Source organism: Hominisplanchenecus murintestinalis, from assembly GCF_943193015.1.
GTDB classification, from domain to species: domain Bacteria; phylum Bacillota; class Clostridia; order Lachnospirales; family Lachnospiraceae; genus Hominisplanchenecus_A; species Hominisplanchenecus_A murintestinalis.
The window spans coordinates 109525-128176 of record NZ_CALPCM010000001.1 but is presented as its reverse complement, the minus strand read 5'-3'; the positions used below and the strand labels follow the sequence as shown (position 1 = coordinate 128176).

Sequence of the window (18652 nt, the reverse complement as noted above, 5' to 3'; positions counted from 1 at the left end):
CCGTATATTATTTATAGCTCCCCATATAATAAAACCCTTTGCTTTCTTCCAGTTTTACATCTATAATCTTCCCGATGAGATTTTCCGTTCCCGGAAAATGTACCAGCAGGTTATTGCTAAGCCTCCCTGTCAGCAAACGGCTGTCCTGCTCGTTTACCTGCTCCACCAGCACCGGCATCGTCTGCCCTTCAAAACGGCTGCTGGTTCTCTTCGAAATCTCCTGTACCTTCTGCAGCAGCGTGTCAAACCGCTCTTTTACCACATCCTCAGGCACCTGATTCTCCATGACCGCTGCCGGAGTGCCCGTCCGTTTCGAATAAATAAAAGTAAACGCGCTGTCATATCGTACTTTCCGCACAACATCCAGCGTCTCCCGAAAGTCCTCTTCTGTCTCCCCCGGAAATCCTACAATAATATCCGTCGTCAAAGAAATGTCGGGGATTGCATTCCGCAGTTTTTCAACTAAAGCCAAGTACTGTTCCTTCGTGTATCGACGATTCATAATCTTTAACAGACGGCTGCTTCCCGACTGGAGCGGAAGATGCATATGGCGGCATATCTTTTCGGAGTTTTTCATAACTTCAATCAACTCGTCTGAAAGATCCTTCGGATGAGAAGTCATAAAGCGGATGCGCTCTAATCCCTCTATCTTTTCTACTTCCTGCAAAAGCTCTGCAAAGCTTATGGGATGCTCCAGATTTTTTCCATAAGAATTCACATTCTGCCCAAGGAGCATGACCTCTACCACTCCGTCCTGCACAAGCCGCCGGATTTCCTGCAGGATATCTTCCGGTTTCCTGCTGCGTTCCCTCCCCCTCACATACGGAACGATACAGTAGCTGCAGAAATTGTTACAGCCGTACATAATATTCACCCCGGATTTAAAGAAAAATTTCCTGTCAGCCGGAAGTTCCTCAACAATCTTATCCGTCTCTTTCCAGATATCAATAATCATCCTGTCTGATTCCAGACTGGATGCCAGCAGCTCCGCAAATTTATATATGTTATGGGTGCCGAAAACCAAATCCACGAACCGATAACTCTTTTGCAGCTTCTCCACCACAGACAGTTCCTGCATCATGCAGCCGCACAGGGCGATTTTCATATGGGGATTTTTTTTCTTAATGGTATTCAGAAATCCCAGCCGCCCGTATACCTTTTGGTTTGCATTATCCCTGACCGTGCAGGTATTGTAGAGAACAAGCTCCGCATGCTCATCTTCTGTCATCTCATATCCAATTTTCTCCAAAATACCGATAAGCTTCTCACTGTCCCGGGCATTCATCTGACACCCGAAGGTATGTACACTGGCAGAAGGCAGCCGTCCGTTTTCCTCAAAAAAACGCTTCGTATACTGACGGCATTCCGCCATAAAATAATATTGCCTGGCGGGTTCCTCCAACGGCGGTTCCTGCCTTAAATCTATCTTATCTAAATTTATCTCATTATACATTTTCCCGGCCTTTTCCTTTCTGTCATACGAATACTTTTAAGAACCGCCCCCATTGTAACACTTTGCTGATAGAAAAGCAATTCCCAAAAAGCAAGCGCAAAAAGAGGGCGATGGAGCTTCTGCTTTCCACCGCCCGTATAACTATCTGCGTTTAAACTATAACAGTTCAGCCTTCGGCTTCCTGTTACCTTATACTAATAAATTCAGCATTGTCCCTACCGCATAATAATTGCCAAGGTTGTACGCACCACTTCTTGCAAACCTTGCAAAATCCAGGAAAGACTCTGACATCGTCGAATTGGATGAAACTGCTCCTGAAGAACTTGCATTTCCCTTTCCAGTGCCAGAGCTTCCGGAAACACCTGCAATCTTATCGACCGGTGTGTCAAGGATAGCCGTTGCCTTTGTGCCGACACGCTCAGCCAATCCATACTGACCGCCTAAAAGATTCTTTGTCTCCTCATAATCCTTGTCTAAGGATTCCGTAAGTTTCTTCTCATCCAGCTGCATCTTTCCGTACTTGTCGATACTGATCCCCATAGCTTTCAGGGTCTTTTCTGACGGCACTGCCCGCTCAAAAGCTGCCAGATGAGAAGCTACAGTCGAACTACGGTTAGAATTGCTTGACAGATAAGATTTTGTCTCATTGTACTGATTTACAAAATCCTTTACTGAGGAAATGATATTGCTCTTTTCCTTTTCCATTGCCGCTGTTGCTTTCTCATAAGCCGCGTTATCGCCTGACTCCAACGCTTCTTCTGCATCTGCACGAACTGCCTCATACCTGGAAAAAACGCTGTCCGCACTGCCAACCTGCAGTTTTGAAGCCGCTGCTTCCATATCTTCCAACGTTGACCGATATCCCATCAGGAATGTTGTTGTGCTGCTGGCACTGCTTGTTGTCTTGTTTGCAGAACTGCCGGAAGAAAGATTCTTCACTGTTTCCTTCGCCTGATAGGAGGCAGTTTTGTACGTACTGGAATTATTGATGAGTGTGCTTTGATAATCATAAGCCCTGCTGCTTGATACTCCACTGATACCCATAAAAACATCTCCTTTCTGGTATAGCAATACCTAATTTCATATTACATAGAATATATCGGCAGTTTTTACCAGAATAATAAGCTGATAGAAAAATTCACCGGGACAAATCTTTATCCGTCAGTTGCCTCATAAATCTTTCTGCATGCGAACTGTCCCCACCGTACACTCCAAACCCTCGGAAATATGCACTCTCGGAACCCAGCCCAGCTCTCTCAGCATGGATGCGTCCAACATCGCCCTGGTTGCCGTAGAATAGCCCAGTTTCTCCTTTTCATCCGGAATCCGGAAAACCACCTCCGTGCCGGCAATCCGCGCCAGACAGCCCGCCAAATCTTTCAGCATAATATCAGAATCCTCATCCGCCACATTATACGCTTTTCCCGTCTGTCCCAAAAGCATCGTATACAAAACCGCTGAAATGGTATCCGTCACAAATGTATAAGAGTATTTTTGTGTTCCTTCACTCTTTAGTATAATATCTTCTCCGTCCGCCGCCTTCCTGATAAACTGGGAAATTGCTTTTGAATCAGAGGACAACATCGTAGGTCCGTAAACGCGGCTGAGCCTCGGTATCGTAAATGCCAGCCCATGTGTATGACAATAAGCATTGCACAGTGTCTCACCCAGCCGTTTACTCTCCGGATAACCTGCCCGAAGCGTATTGCAGTCCAGATAGCCCAGATAACCCTCCGAAAATTTATCCGTATCGCCCCTGTTTTCCCCATAAATTTCCACGGATGAGACAAAACAGAACTGCCTCGCATGATGGGAAACCGCATAATCCAGCAGATTTTTCGTACCGATAACATTCGAAACAATCGTCCCGATCGAATCTTCCGAATACTGCAGCGGATGTGTATTGCTTGCCGCATGGATGACGTAATCCACTGCGCCGCATTCCGGAATCCCATCGTTTACATCACAAGCCGCATAACCAAAGCATTCTTCTTTCCAATATTCCGCAAAGCGTTCTTCTGCCCTGTGCGGATTCCTGCTCAACGCAATAATATCCACCGGCTTCTCAAGCGTCTTATTCAAAAGCATCAAAAAATCAATCAGGCATTTTCCGATCATTCCCGTAGCTCCTGAAACCATCACTGTCCTGCCCTGCAGCTTCTCCCTGATAAATTCCTGTCCCGCCAGATACTGCAGCTCTCTTTCATAAAGTCCCCAGACGTTTTCCTTTTCTACACCGCTCAATTTACTTCTCACTTTCTCCATACTTTATCATCAATAATCCTTGTATAGCTCTGTATGATTTTAATCACTTTCATTGATACATTATCGTCTGCATAATCCGGCACTTCAGTCTCACACGGCTCCATATCCACCGCAATCTCTACCGCCTGCAAGATAGACTCTTCCTTGATGCCTCCTATCACAAAACACCCTTTATCTAAAGCCTCCGGCCTTTCTGTCGAGGTTCGGATGCATACTGCCGGAAAACGGCTCACCGCAGCTTCCTCCGGCATTGTCCCACTGTCTGACACAACACAGAAAGCATTTCGCATCAATTTGCTGTAATCCGTAAAACTGAAAGGCGGCATCTTTTTTACCAGAGGATGAAATTCAAAATGGTTCTTCGACATGATATTCGCACTTCTGGGATGCACTGAATAAATCACAGGCATCTGATACTTTTCCGCAAGGCTGTTCACTGCGCTCATCAGGCTCATAAAGTGCTGCTCATTGTCCATATTTTCTTCCCTGTGCGCGGACAGGACAATGTACTTCCCTTTCTTCATCCGGAGCTGCTCCAAAATCCTGCTGCCTTCAATCTCGCTCTCATGGGCGCAGATAATCTCCTTCATAGGTGAGCCTGTCACATACACATGCTCCTTCTTTACACCCTCGGCAATCAGATGCCTCCTGGCGTGTTCCGTATAAGGAAGGTTAACATCTGAAATATGGTCAACAATCCTCCTGTTGGTTTCTTCCGGAAGATTTTCATCAAAGCACCTGTTTCCCGCTTCCATATGGAAAATGGGTATCTTAAGCCTCTTAGCTGAAATCGCCGTAAGCGCCGAGTTCGTATCCCCCAAGATAAGCAGTGCGTCCGGTTTTTCTTTCCGCATCACCTCATAAGATTTCGCTATGATATTTCCCAGCGTTTCCCCCAGATGTTCTCCTACGACTCCCAGGTAAAAATCCGGTTTCCGAATTCCCAAATCCTCATAAAAAATCTCATTCAGCCTGTCGTCATAATTCTGTCCTGTGTGTACAAACACATGCTCAAAATATTTATCCGCCTTTTTTATAATCTCAGACAGGCGGATAAGCTCCGGCCTTGTGCCGACAATTGTCATTACTTTTAGTTTCTTCATGCTCTTCTCCTCCTTTTATTCTCAACAATGAATACATTGTCTCTTTTCCTATCCGATCCAGGTTCTGTTTTTTGCCGAACCGATCAGCACTTGTTTTCCCTGGAATGCAAATCCATATTTGCGCATACGCTCCTCGGGAATGCCTTTCGCTGTAAGCGCAGCTTCATATCTCTTCTGTTCAATCTGCAGCAGCGCCGCATTCACAGTATCTTGCAGCCCTGCTTCTTTCGCGGGCTGATGTACCTTGAATTCCAGAATAAATGCATCATCATCCTGATAAAGCGGCTCCAACATCACATCATACCGTCCGAAACCGCTTTCCCGATTCGACGTCAGCACATATCTGTCGGACAGTTCCACCATCAACCCCAGTACAAAACCGTGGTAAAAGCGCTCCGGCTCCTGGAAAGACGGATTTTTCCCGGTGTCAAAAGAGCTGAACGTTTCCAGCGCTACTCTATTTATATATTCATTCATCGCATCCACATCATCCAACAGCAGCGCCTTAATGAAATCATTATAGCTGTCCCCATACTCCGTAAACCAGTCCTGGACCATCGTTTCAAACATAACGCGCACTTCCCTGTTGGTAATTGCCAGGTAATAAGAAAACCTTCCCGTACGCTCCAAAAATTCCGTTTTCACTACTTTCAGATAACCGCCGGCTAGCAGCAGGCTCCAGATGGCGCTTTCCCTTCCTGTCAAATGATTGTAAACAATCTGTTCCTCTATCTGCGTTTTCAGAATCCCTCCCTGCAGCAGCCGTTCGAACTCCAGCTTTACATTTTTATTCCCCTCACGCAGCAGCTTCCCCACCAGGCTGTTCGAGCTGGTATTCGCCCAGTAAGCGGCGATTTTCTTCTTATCAAGGTAATTCAAAATCGACCACGGATTATAGATATCCTTACAGCTCCCAAACGTAAAGCCGTCATACCAGTTTTTCACTTCCTGCCTTTTCTCAGATAGTCCGAATTCATCCAGGGATGCAAAGACTTCCTCTTCCGTAAACCCGAAACTATCCCCATACTTCTCCGAAGTCGTCGTTACCACCTCCAGGTTATTCAAATCCGAAAAGACAGACTCCTTGCTGACCCTGGTAATGCCCGTCATTACAGCGCCTTCCAGATACGGGTTCGTCTTGAACGTTGCATTAAAAAAGCCTCTCATAAAAGATATCAGCTCATCCCAATATCCATTTACATAAGCTTCCTGCATGGGCGTATCATATTCGTCCAGCAAAAGAATTACCTTTTTTCCATAATAATTATGGAGATAACCCGACAATGCTTTCAATGTATAAGTCGCTTCATTGTCCTCCATATCTACAGAGATATGCCTGAAATCTTCTTTCTCACTTTCATTCAGGCTATTCCCTTCCAGCAGGAAGTCAAATCTGTTGTAAAGACTTTTAATAATCCGGCAGATTTTTTTCCGCGTCTGCTCAAAAGATGTCTCTTTTATATCTGCAAAGCTAAAGAAAATAACGGGATATGTCCCCTGCAGCTTCCGGTACTTCTCCTCCTGCCATATAGACAATCCCTCAAATAAATCTCCTCTTCCAGCATAGTCCACGGAAAAGAACTTCTCCAGCATACTCATATTCAGCGTCTTTCCAAAACGCCTTGGGCGGGTAAGCAGCGTTACGCTGTCCCCGTTTTCCCACCATTCTTTAATGAACTCCGTTTTGTCCACATAAAAGTAATTTTCTTTTCGTACTGTTTCAAAATCCTGATGTCCGATTGCCACTGTTCTTCCCACGGCTCTCTCCCTTTCGCCATTCCGTTTTGCAGAAAACGTTCTGTTCTTAACGCATGTCACAAAAAGACTCTGTTTCGATTCAAAATGCTTATGTATACTATAACACTGTCTAAAAGAAAAGTCATCCCTTTTTTAAAAAAGAGAATGACCTTACTGTTCTGAATTTTACGGGCAATATCCCCGCTTTTTTAAATATCCCACAATCTTTTCTACAGATTCCTCCACTGTCAGGTGAACCGTATCAATCACCAATTCTGAGTTTTCCGGAATTTCAAAGGTATCGCTTACACCGCTGAAGTTTTCCATTTTTTCTTTCTTTTTATAATAACCTTTTACATCTCTTTTTGCACACTCTTCTACCGGGCAGTCCAAATATACCTGTATATAGCCTTCACCCAAAACCTCCCTCATCTGCCGGCGCATATCTTCGAATGGCGCAACTACCGCGACAATGGTAGAAATATCATTTCTATTCAAATATCCTGCCAGTACCCGGACAATTCGATTCTGCTTCATCCGTTCCTCTCTTGTATAACCAAACAGATTTCCCAGTTCTCCCCGCAGGATATCGCCATCAATGACCTGAACGGGTATCTCACATCTTTTCAGATATTCCCCTACTCCATTTGCCAAAGTCGTTTTGCCGCTTCCGCTGATTCCTGTAAAGCACAATGTAAATACCTTCATGCCGTCTCCTCCCGCTGTGTCTTACAGCTCTCCAAAAAGCTCATAAAATTATTTTTATTTTCCTGTGCCGATACCGTCGGCCTGCCCAAATCCTCTCGCGCGCCGATCGCACATAGAACTTCAATCATCCGCAGCCCTCTGTGCTCTTTTGCTTTTGCCAGCTCCAATTTAAGCTCTTCCTCGCTATCCACACACACAGCGTACGGATAACCGCAAGCTCTCGCAACTTCAGATAAACGGATCTTCCGCGCCGCCGTCGGCATTCCCCCTACTGTCTCATGCGCTCCATTATTAATTACTACATGTACCAGATTGGAAGGCGCCGCTTCTCCGATAACTGCCAGAGCGCCCATATGCATCAAAACGGCCCCGTCCCCGTCAATACACCAGAAACGGAGTTCCGGACGGCTTATGGCTGCGCCCATGACAATAGAAGAACAATGCCCCATAGAACCTACCGTCAAAAAATCATATTTATGGCTCTGGTTCTTCTGCTCACGAATCTCAAATAGCTCCCGGCTTGCTTTACCTGTCGTAGATATAACAGGTTCTTCCCCTGCTGTTTCTGTCACATACCGGATAATTTGTTCACGAGTCATCTGATTGTCGTTCTTATACATGACCTTTCCGTCATAAGTCAGCGCATCTTTCTTGACTACGAAAGCAGCCTGCTTCCCGCAGCTCAGCGCTTTCCTGAACTTTTCCATAACTATTTCCAGTTCTGCGCTATCTGTTTCACGACTGACTACAAAATAGGAAATGTCCATATCTTCAAGAAGTTTTAAAGTCACTTCTCCCTGGTATCTGTGCTGTGGTTCGTCATGAACCCCCGGTTCCCCCCGCCAGCCAATAACAAATATGCACGGAATACCATACACTTTATCGTTGAGCAGTGAAGCAACAGGGTTGATTGCATTCCCTTCCCCGCTGTTTTGCATGTAAACTACAGGAACTTTTCCCGTCGCCAGATGATAGCCCGCCGCCAGCGCCGTACAGTTTCCTTCATTTGCCGCAATAATATGGCGCCGGGAACCCTTGCGGCAGTCGGCCTCCAGGTAATTGCACAGCGCTTTAAGCTGTGAATCAGGAACCCCCGTATAAAAGCCGGAACCAATCATGCTAACGAAATCTTCTGCTTTCATGCCTATTCCTCCTTCTGCTTTTCTGACAAAATTTCATGATACAGCCTGTCAATATCATGCTCTTTTAGACAAACCGGATGATTCTTCAATCGACCGGAATTCACCGTTTTCCTCAATAATTCAAAATCTTCTTCCCGCTCCGGTACAGGTGCTTCCAAGCCCAAATCATCCAGCAGTTCCTGAAACTGTCCTGCCGCTGACTTTTCATCTTCTGCTCCCATAGCTTCCGCCAATCCCCGGAACACCGTATTCAGATACTCTATCCCTCTGAAATCCGTACATTGGCTTGTGTGTTCCAGCATATACGGCCATAACTTCGCCACGCACAGCGCCGCAGCATGACCATGTGCAAGCCCATACAAGCCCGTAAGTTTGTAGCACATCGCATGGCCTGCAGTCGTCTGTGCAATATTAATAGCCTTTCCTGCAAGGTTGGCGGCTTTCAGCATCTCGACGCCCGCTGCATATTCTCCGTCTATATATGCTCTCTGATTTTTCAGGATTATCCGTATCGCTTTTTCAGAATTTTTTCTGCTTTCTTCTGTAGAATGAACCGACCAATATGCTTCCACCGCATGGCACAGCGCGTCCATCATGGCGGATTTTTTCTGATATACAGGCAATGTCTCAAGCAGCATAGCGTCCATATATACCGCTGTTGGAATGCAGTTTTCATCTGTCACCGACTGCTTTTCCCCGTCTTTATATATAACTGCAAAGCGTGTCGCTTCGCTCCCTGTACCCGCCGTAGTCGGAACTGCAAGAAATTCCATATGCAAATATTTCTCCGGCTCTTCCCTGCCCGCATACAGTTTAATACACTTCGCCACATCCATAGCGCTTCCGCCTCCTATGGCAGCAATCATATCACAGGACTCTCTGAGAAAAATATCCGTTCCTTTAACGACGGATTCATATAATGGATTGGGCTGGAAGTCTGAAAAATGTACGATTCTCACCCCCAGCCGCTCCCCCAGTTCCTTAAAATATCTTCCAATCTCAAGTTTTGACACAGAATTTCCGCAAACCAAAAAAATGCTTTCCGGCCTGCGCTCCACAAAATACGTTTCCAGTTCTTGATAATCCCCATTTCCAACCATAAATCTTTGTTTCGCCATACCTCTTATACCTGCTCTTCTTCCGGAATCAGCGTAATGATATCTTTAATTGACATGCACATATCATCACATTCTTTTGCTCTGTGATTTTCCAAAATCATTTTTGCGGCATTCTGCATAGCCGGGACTCCGGCTCTTATGAGCTGGTTGGCGTAGATTACTATATTTACGCCCCGGGCTTTAAATTCTTCTTCGGTGACTTTGTTAAATGTAGTAGGCACGACCACCAGCACCGTATTCTTATCCTCCTGCCGGAACTTTTCTACAAATTCAAAAATCTCATCCGGCTCTCGTTTCCGGCTGTGAATCATAACCGCATCCGCACCTGCGTTCACAAACGCAAACGCCCGCTCCAGCGCATCCTCCATTCCCTTTTCAAGAATCAGGCTCTCTATGCGTGCGCAAATCATAAAGTCCCTTGTTTTCTGCGCTTTCTTTCCGGCAGCTATCTTCTCGCTGAACTTTGCAATCGAATCCTGCGTCTGGCAGACCTCGTTCCCAAACAGAGAGTTCTTTTTAAGCCCAATCTTATCTTCTACAATCACCATAGAAACTCCTATGCGCTCCAATGTTTTCACCGTATACACAAAATGTTCCGGCAGTCCCCCCGTATCTCCGTCGAAAATAACCGGTTTTGTCGTGACCTCCATAATATCATCTATCGTACGGAAACGGGAAGTCATATCCACCAGCTCAATGTCCGGTTTCCCTTTTGCTGTAGAATCACACAGGGAACTCACCCACATAGCGTCAAACTGGCGCGCCTCCCCATTCTGATAAACCACTGTCTTTTCTGCAATCAGCCCGGTAAGCCCGCTGTGCGCCTCTATTGCAGTTACTGTTCCCTTCATTTCGATGGTTTTCCGCAAACGGGCACGGCGCATATCCGGCAAAGAAAGCTCTGACCTGGCACGTTTTTCAAGTATCCGGTACTTCTCATCATCCGAATAGGGAAATTCCACCAGCATTCCCCCATAAGAATCCAGAACCTTGGCCACTTCATCACGCACCGGCTTCTGGAATCCACTGCGCCAGTCATCTCCGTGAACCACAAAAGACGGCATATACCTCTCCAGATTCTCTCTGTAGCTAAGCGATTTCTGCTCGACTACCTGATAGACTCCGGCAATATTCTCAAACATAACTTTCCGCTCTGAAAACGGTAAAAGCGGAAACCTTTTATAACTTGCCACTGCTTCGTCCGACAAAACGCCAATCATTAGTTTTCCCAGTCTCTTTGCCTTCTTTATAATGGCAACGTGCCCGCTGTGAAGCATATCTGTAGAAAAACACATATAGACCAGCCTGTTTTCCAGCTCCCCCATTTGCATAGACAAAGCTTCCAAATCTTCCGGCGTATCAATTTCGCTGCACAGCAGTTTCCCTATATCCATAGGGAAAACGGAACATGCATCCGATATTTCGTTAAAAGCCTTTTCTGCGTAGCACTTCACATCGCCCCGTTCACAGCAAAAAACTATCTGCTCCAGCCAGACATCCCAATCACGTTTCTTTAACATATACAAAGGCCATGCTGCGGCTGCCCTGTCAAAAAATTCCACTCCTATCTTTGTAATCCTGCCGTCTTCAATGACCGCTTTAAAGTCCTTATCCGGTAAAGAATGCATACGGCTGACAGCCATACAGCTCTTTTCACTTGCAAGCACTTGCCGGAGCACTTGTTCTTCAAAGACCAAATCCCCATGCATCAGCAGGATATCATCATCCAGATATTCTCTTGCGCAATAAATAGAATAAATATAATTCGTATCCTGATACGCTTCATTTTTTACAAATGTAATATCTGCCTGCAGCTCCAAACTCTGGCAATAATCAACCAGAACATCATCAAACAAGCCTGTCGTTATAATAATCTCGCAGACTCCCGCCTCTTCCAGCATTTTTAACTGCCGGCTCAGAACGGTATACCCCCCCCCCGGGTATATCCGTCATGCACTTTGGATACCCGGAAGCTGCCGCTCCCATCCTGCTTCCCATGCCCGAGTTTAAAATAAGTGCTTTCATACTTTCCTCTTTCTGCCTTTATTTCTCCAAGTAGCATCTATAGAAATCTCTATGGTTTTCCATCCATTCCGCCTGTTCCTGAACCATAATCCTGTAAGACGGAACGATATGATCCAATTCCCGTCTCGTATCCAGCAGCGACTTATTATTCACGAAAGTATCCTTCGCATGAATCACAGTTCTATTCCGGTTCGAATATTCGTTAAACAGGCGCAGCAGATCATACTTCGAAATCTCCTCGTTATTCACCAGATGATAAAGCCCCGTCAGGTTCTGGCGCATAGCAGCTTCTATGGACTTTGCCAGTTCCAGCGTTGTCACACCGGACCAGATTGCCTTCGTAAAGCCGTCAATCTCCCCATCCTGCCCCATAAACCAGTGAAACAGCCCAATTCCGTCCGCTTTCAACTCCGGCCCGACAATAGATGTACGAAGCGTCAGATTCCTGTCGTCTGTCAACTCTCCCAACGCCTTTGACCTTCCATAGTAGGACTCCGCATCCGGTGTACTTTTCTCCGTATACTGCCCTTTACTTCCGCTGAATACACAGTCCGTACTGATATGTATTACCCTGGCGCCCGCATCCTCTGCACATTCCGCCAGGAAATGCGGAAATACACTATTTAAATAAATCCCTTCTGACAACTTAGCATCCACAGCCCTATTCAGGATTCCGATACAATTGACCGCCGCATCATACGTTCCTTCTGCCAATACACTCCTAACCGAATCCTGATTCAAAGCATCTCCCTCTATACAGACGATGCCTTCGCCAAGATTTTGGAGACGCCTTGCAAATCCCGTTACCTGATGCCCGCGTTCAGCCAGATACAGAGCGGCCATATGCCCCGCCATGCCATTTACCCCAAATATGATAACTTTCATCTGCTTTTCTCCTCCCGGGCTATTTTGCTGTCTCCAACTCTCCTTGTACATACTGCAGCTCCAGAAGGCGTTCTTTTACCTGATCCCTGTCCAGAATCTGCGTATTGCTGGAATTAAATTCCTTCAGTTCCCGCACATCTACTTTACCCTTCTCAAAATACTGCTCGTAGTTCAGCTCCCTGTTATCCGCAGGCACCCGGAAAAACTGCCCCATATCCTCCGCATGGATATACTCTTCCCGCGTCAGCAGCGTCTCATACATCTTCTCGCCATGACGAATTCCGATATAATGGATATCTGCCTGCCCTTCTGCAAAAATATCCGAAACGGCGTGCGCCAGCGTATCAATCGTGCACGCCGGAGCCTTCTGCACCATGATGTCGCCTGCCTGTCCGTTCTTAAACGCGAAAAGCACCAGGTCTACCGCTTCCTCCAGGCTCATCAGGAACCTGGTCATATTCGGCTCTGTAATCGTCAAAGGCTTCCCGGCTTTCAGCTGTTCAATAAACAGAGGGATGACTGATCCTCTGGAACACATCACATTCCCATACCGTGTCCCGCAGATTACAGTCTTATCCGTTGTCCTTGATTTTGCCACAAACACCCTTTCCATCATGGCCTTGCTGATACCCATAGCATTAATCGGATAGGCTGCTTTATCTGTAGACAGGCAGACCACCTTTTTTACCCCTTCTGCAATCGCTGCGGTAAGTACATTATCCGTTCCCATGATATTTGTCTTGACCGCTTCCATCGGGAAAAACTCACAGGAAGGAACTTGTTTTAACGCCGCAGCATGGAACACATAATCCACGCCCCGCATCGCCTCCTGTACGCTCCGAAGCTGGCGCACATCGCCAATATAATATTTAATCTTGCTGTTGTTATAAAATCTGCGCATATCATCCTGTTTCTTTTCATCGCGGGAAAAAATGCGAATCTCTTTGATTTCTGTATTCAAAAAACGTTTTAATACCGCATTTCCAAAAGAACCCGTTCCTCCCGTAATCAGCAATGTCTTTCCTGCAAAAATATCCTCTTGTTTCATCATAGCGACTCTTCCTTTCCCTGATTTAAATTTTCATATATCAACCGTACATTCTCAAACTTAGGTTCCGCATAATCTTCAATAAAGAAATCCCCTGCTTTTTCCCGCAGTTCCTGAATCCTATCCTGATACTTCTGTTCACTTATATGATTTGAAAAATCATCCGGAAATATATGATAGATTTCTTTACCGCTTTTGAGCAATACATATCTATCCTGTTCTGTTACCGCTCCCCGGAACGACTGCAGATATTCCCCAAAACCAGCTTTTATAAAATTCTCTATCGTAACTTTATTGTAAACATCTACGGATTGCAGCTTAATATAATCACAGAGTACATCCTCATATAGACACTCATTCTCTTCGACAACATATTTCATAAATTCCAGGAAATTATACAAACTGAAAAGTCTTTTCTCACATTTTACAGGAATTTTCCCTCCCCATGCAATAAAGTTAAAATAATTCGCATCTTTATTCCAGCGTCTTGATTCTTTTGTCATAATAGAACCATGATCGCTCATAAATATCTTCACTGCATGTCTGCCAAGCATTTCTCCCATCCATTGATTTTGCCGGTCTAAATATCTGCATGTTACTTTAAGATTTTCCAGAAGTTTTCTTCGCTTTTCCGGACAAAATCTGGAGGTAAAAGATGCCAGGCTTGAATCGAACTCCTCTAAATCCGGACTGCATATCGGCTCATGAGCCTCTAATACAGAGTGAATCAAAAGAAACGCTGGTTTTTCCGAATTCAGTATGACCCGTAAAGCATTCCAGTTTAGTTTGCTTGTGGCCGTCTCAAACGAAGATATCTTTTCTTTTTTAAAATTAAATGCATTCAGGCTTTTTGTTTCAAGATGCCCGCCATTACCGACTCTAATGCAAACATACCCTTTATCCTGCAAATAATCTATCAGTATATGGCTCTCCCTGCCTTTATCCTTGTAACTGCAATCATCAATCTCATATTCTTTATCAAAAATCAGAGAATACATACACCTTGTCCAGACAGAAGAGGAATATGTATTCTCAAAACGTATTCCTTTCTTCCTGCAGCCTTTCGTATAGGGCATATATTCTACCCATTCCTGATTCAGCGCATCCTGCCAGAACCAGATAATATCACGCTCTTTCCGCCGCTCCAATTCATTCTTTATCTTTATAAGCAGGGCGTCCAGTTCTCTTCCCAGACTGGCAATCTGCTCCCAGCCGGAGAATTGCCGGTCTGTATATTCCCGGATACATTTTTTCAACATAAACATATCTCTATTATTTATATGGAGACTTATAATTTTTTTCAGTATTTGCGCGCGTTTTTCCGGTGCTTCTTCCATTTTATATCTGTTATTCAGGATTATTGAACCAAGATAAGGATTTTCAGCCCAATAATAATATGCAGAATTCAGATAAACTCCGTATTTCTCCAGCAAATCATTGACGTCCACAACCTCTATTTTTTCGGGAAGCCCCTTTTTCAATTCATCCCGAAGTTCATACGAGCCAATCACTGCCACTTCCATGTCCTCATTCAAGTAGGACATATCACGGACAGGAATCCTTGCTGCTGCCTCGGGAATCTCAAGTGACTCCTCCGCCGGATTCATATCCACGATACATTGAGGGTTCAGCACAGGATAGAGTTCCGAAAGCATTCTTTTCGCATAAGCTCCCGCACCTCTCATAACGACACGTTTCCCCTCCGTCCGCTCCCTCAATAATTCTCCCAAAATTTCCATAAAAGAATTATAATGCTCTGCAAACCCATATTTTATAGATAAATCCTGTATTTCCTGCTCTATATCTATCATCATCTTCCACCTTATTGAAGCTGTACCCCAGGCTCTACTCTATGTTGGTTAATCGTTAGATATCCGAAACATTTTGCACACATATTCAGGTATCCTTTTTCTGAATATCCCAGGTTCCACTCCATGATTTCATTTTTATCTCCGCTTTCAAAGCAGCAGTCTGTATCAACCGGCTCATTTTCATATACTGCCCTGGACGCATACATCGCAGGTACGCAGAAAATAAATTTCCCCTCATGGAATGCCCGGCAGGTACTGCGGCATGCGTCAAACATATCAATAAGCTCTTCACTGCTCTTTTCCGGATGGTCTTTCGCACGAAACCCAAAATCGCACCAGGAATCTACCTGTGGGATTTCATAACGGATGCCATAGGTATCCATTTTCTCCGTAAACCGGGAGAGTTTATTTTTCAATCTGTCATTTACACAAGTATAATCACTAATAGATATATACCCCCCCGTACTTTTCAGTGTTTCACAAATATCATCCGACGGAATAATGGTAGCATTTGAAATAATCTGTATATGATGATATTGTGAAGCATAATGCTCCATAACATACTCCAGCATTCTGCCAAACTCTTTATTTAAAAACGGTTCTCCTCCTGTAAAAATCAAATCCCATATATAATCAGCTTTCGAGAAAAGCAAATCTATATCCTCTTTTACTTCCTCAAAGGAACGGTGCCGCGCATTTTTCAAATACGGATAACATGGCGCGCAGTCACGGCATTTCAAGGTACATTTTTCAGTCACCAATATCGTAATATCCTCAAAATACAGTTTCTTCTCTACATAACTGGTATATAGGTGAAGCGGAAGCGCCAAAAAACCTGACGCCGTAAATACGTTTACGCCTTCTCTATATTCCCCACCGCTGCTGCATGTTATATTTTTAATAATAGTTTCCGTGTTATATTTTGACGCCGCCACAACAATCACAGAACCTTCATGGAAGATTTTCTTTGGCGAAACTACGGAAACACCTTTAAACCCCTCGTTCTGTTTTTGTGGAGAAGAATCTGCAAACTCAATGGGAATATCCAAAAACTTTATTTTATCGTACACTTCTTCCCCAATCATCCCGGCGCCATATATATAAATTTTTTCCAAGTGTGGATGCGAAACTTCTCGCCCAGCGCTTCCAGTTCATGCCCTCTGTTTTTCCATTTCATGCTGCTTTCCTCCTGCGATAATCTTATGCCCCATTTAAAATTTCATATATAACTCTCTTACCTTCCCCTGGAGCCTTATATTCTCTTTCTCTAATACATCGTTTTTCTGTTCAGCAGCCATAAGCATTTTAGTCAGTTCTTCTGCTGTCAACTCGCTATACAAACTTCCATTTTGCGCTTTACAAATCATTTCCCCACAGAATTTCGTTGTCAGCGGATGCTTCTCTGGTGACACTCTCGCTTTCATTTTTCTAAAAAATGATAATACATTTCCGCCAAAACAGGCGCATTCCACCAGATTTAATTGACGCAGGCACGCAAAGACAAATGCATCTTCGTCAGGATATATATCTTTTGTCTGGCTGTCCTGTTGTGGGTGGTAGCGTTTGGACGAAACGGTTTCCCCGCAGAATTTAATCTTTGAATCCCGGAAAATCCGGAACCACATCTCATTATCCTGCGTAATCTTTAGCTCCTCATTAAAATATCCTACTCTTTCAAAATGACTCCTATGTACTAAAAGCGCGCACCCATTGACGCATCCTAAAATAACAGGATACACAGACATCTCCATGACTTCCGGCGTATAGAGCGCCTCAAAATTTGTCCAATTGTACACCCTTCCCTCTTTATCCAGAATATCGTAATTTCCATATACGAGCGTCTCTTTTTCCTCGCCCTGCAGATGCCTCACATAAATTTCACACGCATCCGGTTTCATCAGATCGTCATGGGAAAGCCATGCAAAATACTCTCCTGACATATGCGCAATTCCCATATTCAGCGCCGTGGCCACTCCCCCGTTTTTCTTATGAAGCCCGATAATCCGATCTCCATAAGCGTTCATAATTTCCCTTGTTCCATCCACTGAACCATCATCCACCACAAGAACTTCTACGTTTTCATACGTCTGGTTTAGCGCGCTGTCAATCGCCTCTTTCAGATAATTTTCTCCGTTATATACCGGTATTACGACGGATATCCTGGGTTTATACATTTTTCTCTTCTCCCCTTGGCAATTGTTTCCCTACAGGTTTTTTATACGGATTGATGGGCAGAAAGCCCGCACAGTGCTTGCAGAAATTCACATACCCTTTTTCTGTATAACCCATAATAAACTCCACGAAAACTACTTTATCTTCTACTTCACCGCCGCTCAGATCAAACGAATCGTTCGACTCTTCTGTTTCCAATCCGGCTTTTATACCAAAATTCGCATAGTTACATGCATATAACCTGCTATGGTACAATTCCCTGTATGGCACTGCACACCTGTCCCTATAGGCAATTAACTCTTCTTCACTCATTCCATAATTATCTGTTTTAAGAGGTTCCAAGTCGATCCAATATGCTTCATCCCCTGTATTTACCGCATATTCTACGCCATACTTCTGCAATTTCTCTTCTATCTCAGGCAAGATCTTTTTAGAACGTTCTACATACTTTGAATAATCGTCAATCAGAAAACAGAATCCATACCTGGCGCATATTTCGCATACCCTGTCTTTCGGAACAATCGTGCAGTTAGTTGAGATTCCCAAAGAAACAATCTGCTTCCTGTAATGGCTCCCGATATACTCCAGGATTTCATCCGCCTCAGGATGAAGAAACGGTTCTCCCCCTGTATAAGAAAAGAAATCCACCACATCAACATTTTTAAAATAGTCTGCAAGCGTCTTTTTTAAATCCTCTACATTCTCATTCTTCTGATTCTTATTGTAAGCTGTAAAGTTCAGGCATCCGTCACAGTTCAAATTACAGACGGTCGTTGATAAAAAACCGACGCTAGGCATATAAATCTTCCCCAGCGCATACCATGCATAAACCGGAAGCACTGACTGTTTAAATTCTTCCATATACCAGAAATCCCTGTTCTTTTCCATCCCATGCTTTTCCAATATCCGGCGCATTTCCAGCATCGTGTTTTCCATTGCGGCCAAAATAATCAATTTCTTTTCGGGCCTTTCTACTAATTCTACCGGAGAAATTACTTTTTTCCCTAAATAGCCGTTCTGCTGTTTGTCATAATTTCCATCCACAAACGCAAACTCTATCCCCAGTTTTGAAAGAGTCCTGCTCATCCTGGCTCCATAGTCTCCCGCGCCATAAATATAAAAGCATCCGCCTTTTAACGCCTCCCATTGTTCTTCAAGTTCATGTCCCTTTTTTGTCCATTTCAT

15 protein-coding genes are annotated in these 18652 nt (G+C 44.5%); all 15 read right to left on the bottom strand.

Annotated features, from left to right (window positions below):
* Nucleotides 1–7: 7 nt before the first annotated feature.
* Nucleotides 8–1453 carry a tRNA (N6-isopentenyl adenosine(37)-C2)-methylthiotransferase MiaB gene (gene miaB, locus NFR99_RS00555; protein ID WP_251352184.1) on the bottom strand — a complete coding sequence of 482 codons (1446 nt, stop codon included), beginning with the start codon at nucleotides 1451–1453 and terminating at the stop codon, nucleotides 8–10.
* Nucleotides 1454–1642: 189 nt separating this feature from the next.
* Nucleotides 1643–2497: a flagellar filament capping protein FliD gene (gene fliD / locus NFR99_RS00550; protein WP_135974833.1), complete on the bottom strand. Its 855-nt coding sequence runs from the start codon at nucleotides 2495–2497 to the stop codon at nucleotides 1643–1645.
* Between the two features lie 126 nt (nucleotides 2498–2623).
* Entirely contained in the window at nucleotides 2624–3718 is a 1095-nt protein-coding gene (locus NFR99_RS00545; RefSeq protein ID WP_135974835.1) for an NAD-dependent epimerase/dehydratase family protein, read from the bottom strand.
* Nucleotides 3706–4821: a non-hydrolyzing UDP-N-acetylglucosamine 2-epimerase gene (gene wecB / locus NFR99_RS00540; RefSeq protein WP_251352182.1), complete on the bottom strand. Its 1116-nt coding sequence runs from the start codon at nucleotides 4819–4821 to the stop codon at nucleotides 3706–3708. Before wecB ends, NFR99_RS00545 begins: the two co-directional genes overlap by 13 nt.
* A gap of 48 nt (nucleotides 4822–4869) precedes the next feature.
* Nucleotides 4870–6579 (bottom strand): AAA family ATPase, encoded by a 1710-nt coding sequence (locus NFR99_RS00535; RefSeq protein WP_251352180.1) that lies wholly within the window; start codon nucleotides 6577–6579, stop codon nucleotides 4870–4872.
* A gap of 165 nt (nucleotides 6580–6744) precedes the next feature.
* Entirely contained in the window at nucleotides 6745–7266 is a 522-nt protein-coding gene (locus NFR99_RS00530; protein WP_120480986.1) for an adenylyl-sulfate kinase, read from the bottom strand.
* Nucleotides 7263–8408, bottom strand: a complete 1146-nt coding sequence (gene aepY, locus NFR99_RS00525) for a phosphonopyruvate decarboxylase (protein WP_120480987.1) — start codon at nucleotides 8406–8408, stop codon at nucleotides 7263–7265. The genes NFR99_RS00530 and aepY overlap by 4 nt, the downstream gene beginning before the upstream one ends.
* Nucleotides 8409–8410: 2 nt before the next feature.
* Nucleotides 8411–9526 carry a phosphonoacetaldehyde reductase gene (locus NFR99_RS00520; protein ID WP_251352178.1) on the bottom strand — a complete coding sequence of 372 codons (1116 nt, stop codon included), beginning with the start codon at nucleotides 9524–9526 and terminating at the stop codon, nucleotides 8411–8413.
* A gap of 5 nt (nucleotides 9527–9531) precedes the next feature.
* The gene (gene aepX, locus NFR99_RS00515; protein ID WP_251352176.1) at nucleotides 9532–11427 is read right to left on the bottom strand and encodes a phosphoenolpyruvate mutase; all 1896 of its coding nucleotides are present in this window, start codon (nucleotides 11425–11427) and stop codon (nucleotides 9532–9534) included.
* 142 nt (nucleotides 11428–11569) lie between these two features.
* Complete coding sequence (locus NFR99_RS00510; RefSeq protein WP_120480990.1) at nucleotides 11570–12436, bottom strand: SDR family oxidoreductase; 867 nt, start codon at nucleotides 12434–12436, stop codon at nucleotides 11570–11572.
* A 19-nt stretch (nucleotides 12437–12455) separates the two neighbouring features.
* Nucleotides 12456–13487, bottom strand: coding sequence for a polysaccharide biosynthesis protein (locus tag NFR99_RS00505; RefSeq protein ID WP_330642074.1), 1032 nt, complete (start codon nucleotides 13485–13487; stop codon nucleotides 12456–12458).
* Complete coding sequence (locus tag NFR99_RS00500; RefSeq protein WP_251352174.1) at nucleotides 13484–15295, bottom strand: LTA synthase family protein; 1812 nt, start codon at nucleotides 15293–15295, stop codon at nucleotides 13484–13486. The genes NFR99_RS00505 and NFR99_RS00500 overlap by 4 nt, the downstream gene beginning before the upstream one ends.
* 11 nt (nucleotides 15296–15306) lie before the next feature.
* Complete coding sequence (locus NFR99_RS00495; RefSeq protein ID WP_251352171.1) at nucleotides 15307–16380, bottom strand: radical SAM protein; 1074 nt, start codon at nucleotides 16378–16380, stop codon at nucleotides 15307–15309.
* A gap of 126 nt (nucleotides 16381–16506) precedes the next feature.
* Nucleotides 16507–17469 (bottom strand): glycosyltransferase, encoded by a 963-nt coding sequence (locus NFR99_RS00490; RefSeq protein WP_251352164.1) that lies wholly within the window; start codon nucleotides 17467–17469, stop codon nucleotides 16507–16509.
* The gene (locus tag NFR99_RS00485) at nucleotides 17462–18652 is read right to left on the bottom strand and encodes a radical SAM protein (protein ID WP_251352161.1); all 1191 of its coding nucleotides are present in this window, start codon (nucleotides 18650–18652) and stop codon (nucleotides 17462–17464) included. The genes NFR99_RS00490 and NFR99_RS00485 overlap by 8 nt, the downstream gene beginning before the upstream one ends.

Coding starts and splice junctions, on each gene's coding strand:
- NFR99_RS00490 (WP_251352164.1), bottom strand. CDS start 17,469: ATGTATAAACCCAGGATATCCGTCGTAATACCGGTATATAACGGAGAA.
- NFR99_RS00530 (WP_120480986.1), bottom strand. CDS start 7,266: ATGAAGGTATTTACATTGTGCTTTACAGGAATCAGCGGAAGCGGCAAA.
- NFR99_RS00485 (WP_251352161.1), bottom strand. CDS start 18,652: ATGAAATGGACAAAAAAGGGACATGAACTTGAAGAACAATGGGAGGCG.
- miaB (WP_251352184.1), bottom strand. CDS start 1,453: ATGTATAATGAGATAAATTTAGATAAGATAGATTTAAGGCAGGAACCG.
- wecB (WP_251352182.1), bottom strand. CDS start 4,821: ATGAAGAAACTAAAAGTAATGACAATTGTCGGCACAAGGCCGGAGCTT.
- aepY (WP_120480987.1), bottom strand. CDS start 8,408: ATGAAAGCAGAAGATTTCGTTAGCATGATTGGTTCCGGCTTTTATACG.
- NFR99_RS00520 (WP_251352178.1), bottom strand. CDS start 9,526: ATGGCGAAACAAAGATTTATGGTTGGAAATGGGGATTATCAAGAACTG.
- NFR99_RS00510 (WP_120480990.1), bottom strand. CDS start 12,436: ATGAAAGTTATCATATTTGGGGTAAATGGCATGGCGGGGCATATGGCC.
- NFR99_RS00500 (WP_251352174.1), bottom strand. CDS start 15,295: ATGATAGATATAGAGCAGGAAATACAGGATTTATCTATAAAATATGGG.
- NFR99_RS00545 (WP_135974835.1), bottom strand. CDS start 3,718: ATGGAGAAAGTGAGAAGTAAATTGAGCGGTGTAGAAAAGGAAAACGTC.
- NFR99_RS00495 (WP_251352171.1), bottom strand. CDS start 16,380: ATGATTGGGGAAGAAGTGTACGATAAAATAAAGTTTTTGGATATTCCC.
- NFR99_RS00505 (WP_330642074.1), bottom strand. CDS start 13,487: ATGATGAAACAAGAGGATATTTTTGCAGGAAAGACATTGCTGATTACG.
- fliD (WP_135974833.1), bottom strand. CDS start 2,497: ATGGGTATCAGTGGAGTATCAAGCAGCAGGGCTTATGATTATCAAAGC.
- aepX (WP_251352176.1), bottom strand. CDS start 11,427: ATGCTGGAAGAGGCGGGAGTCTGCGAGATTATTATAACGACAGGCTTG.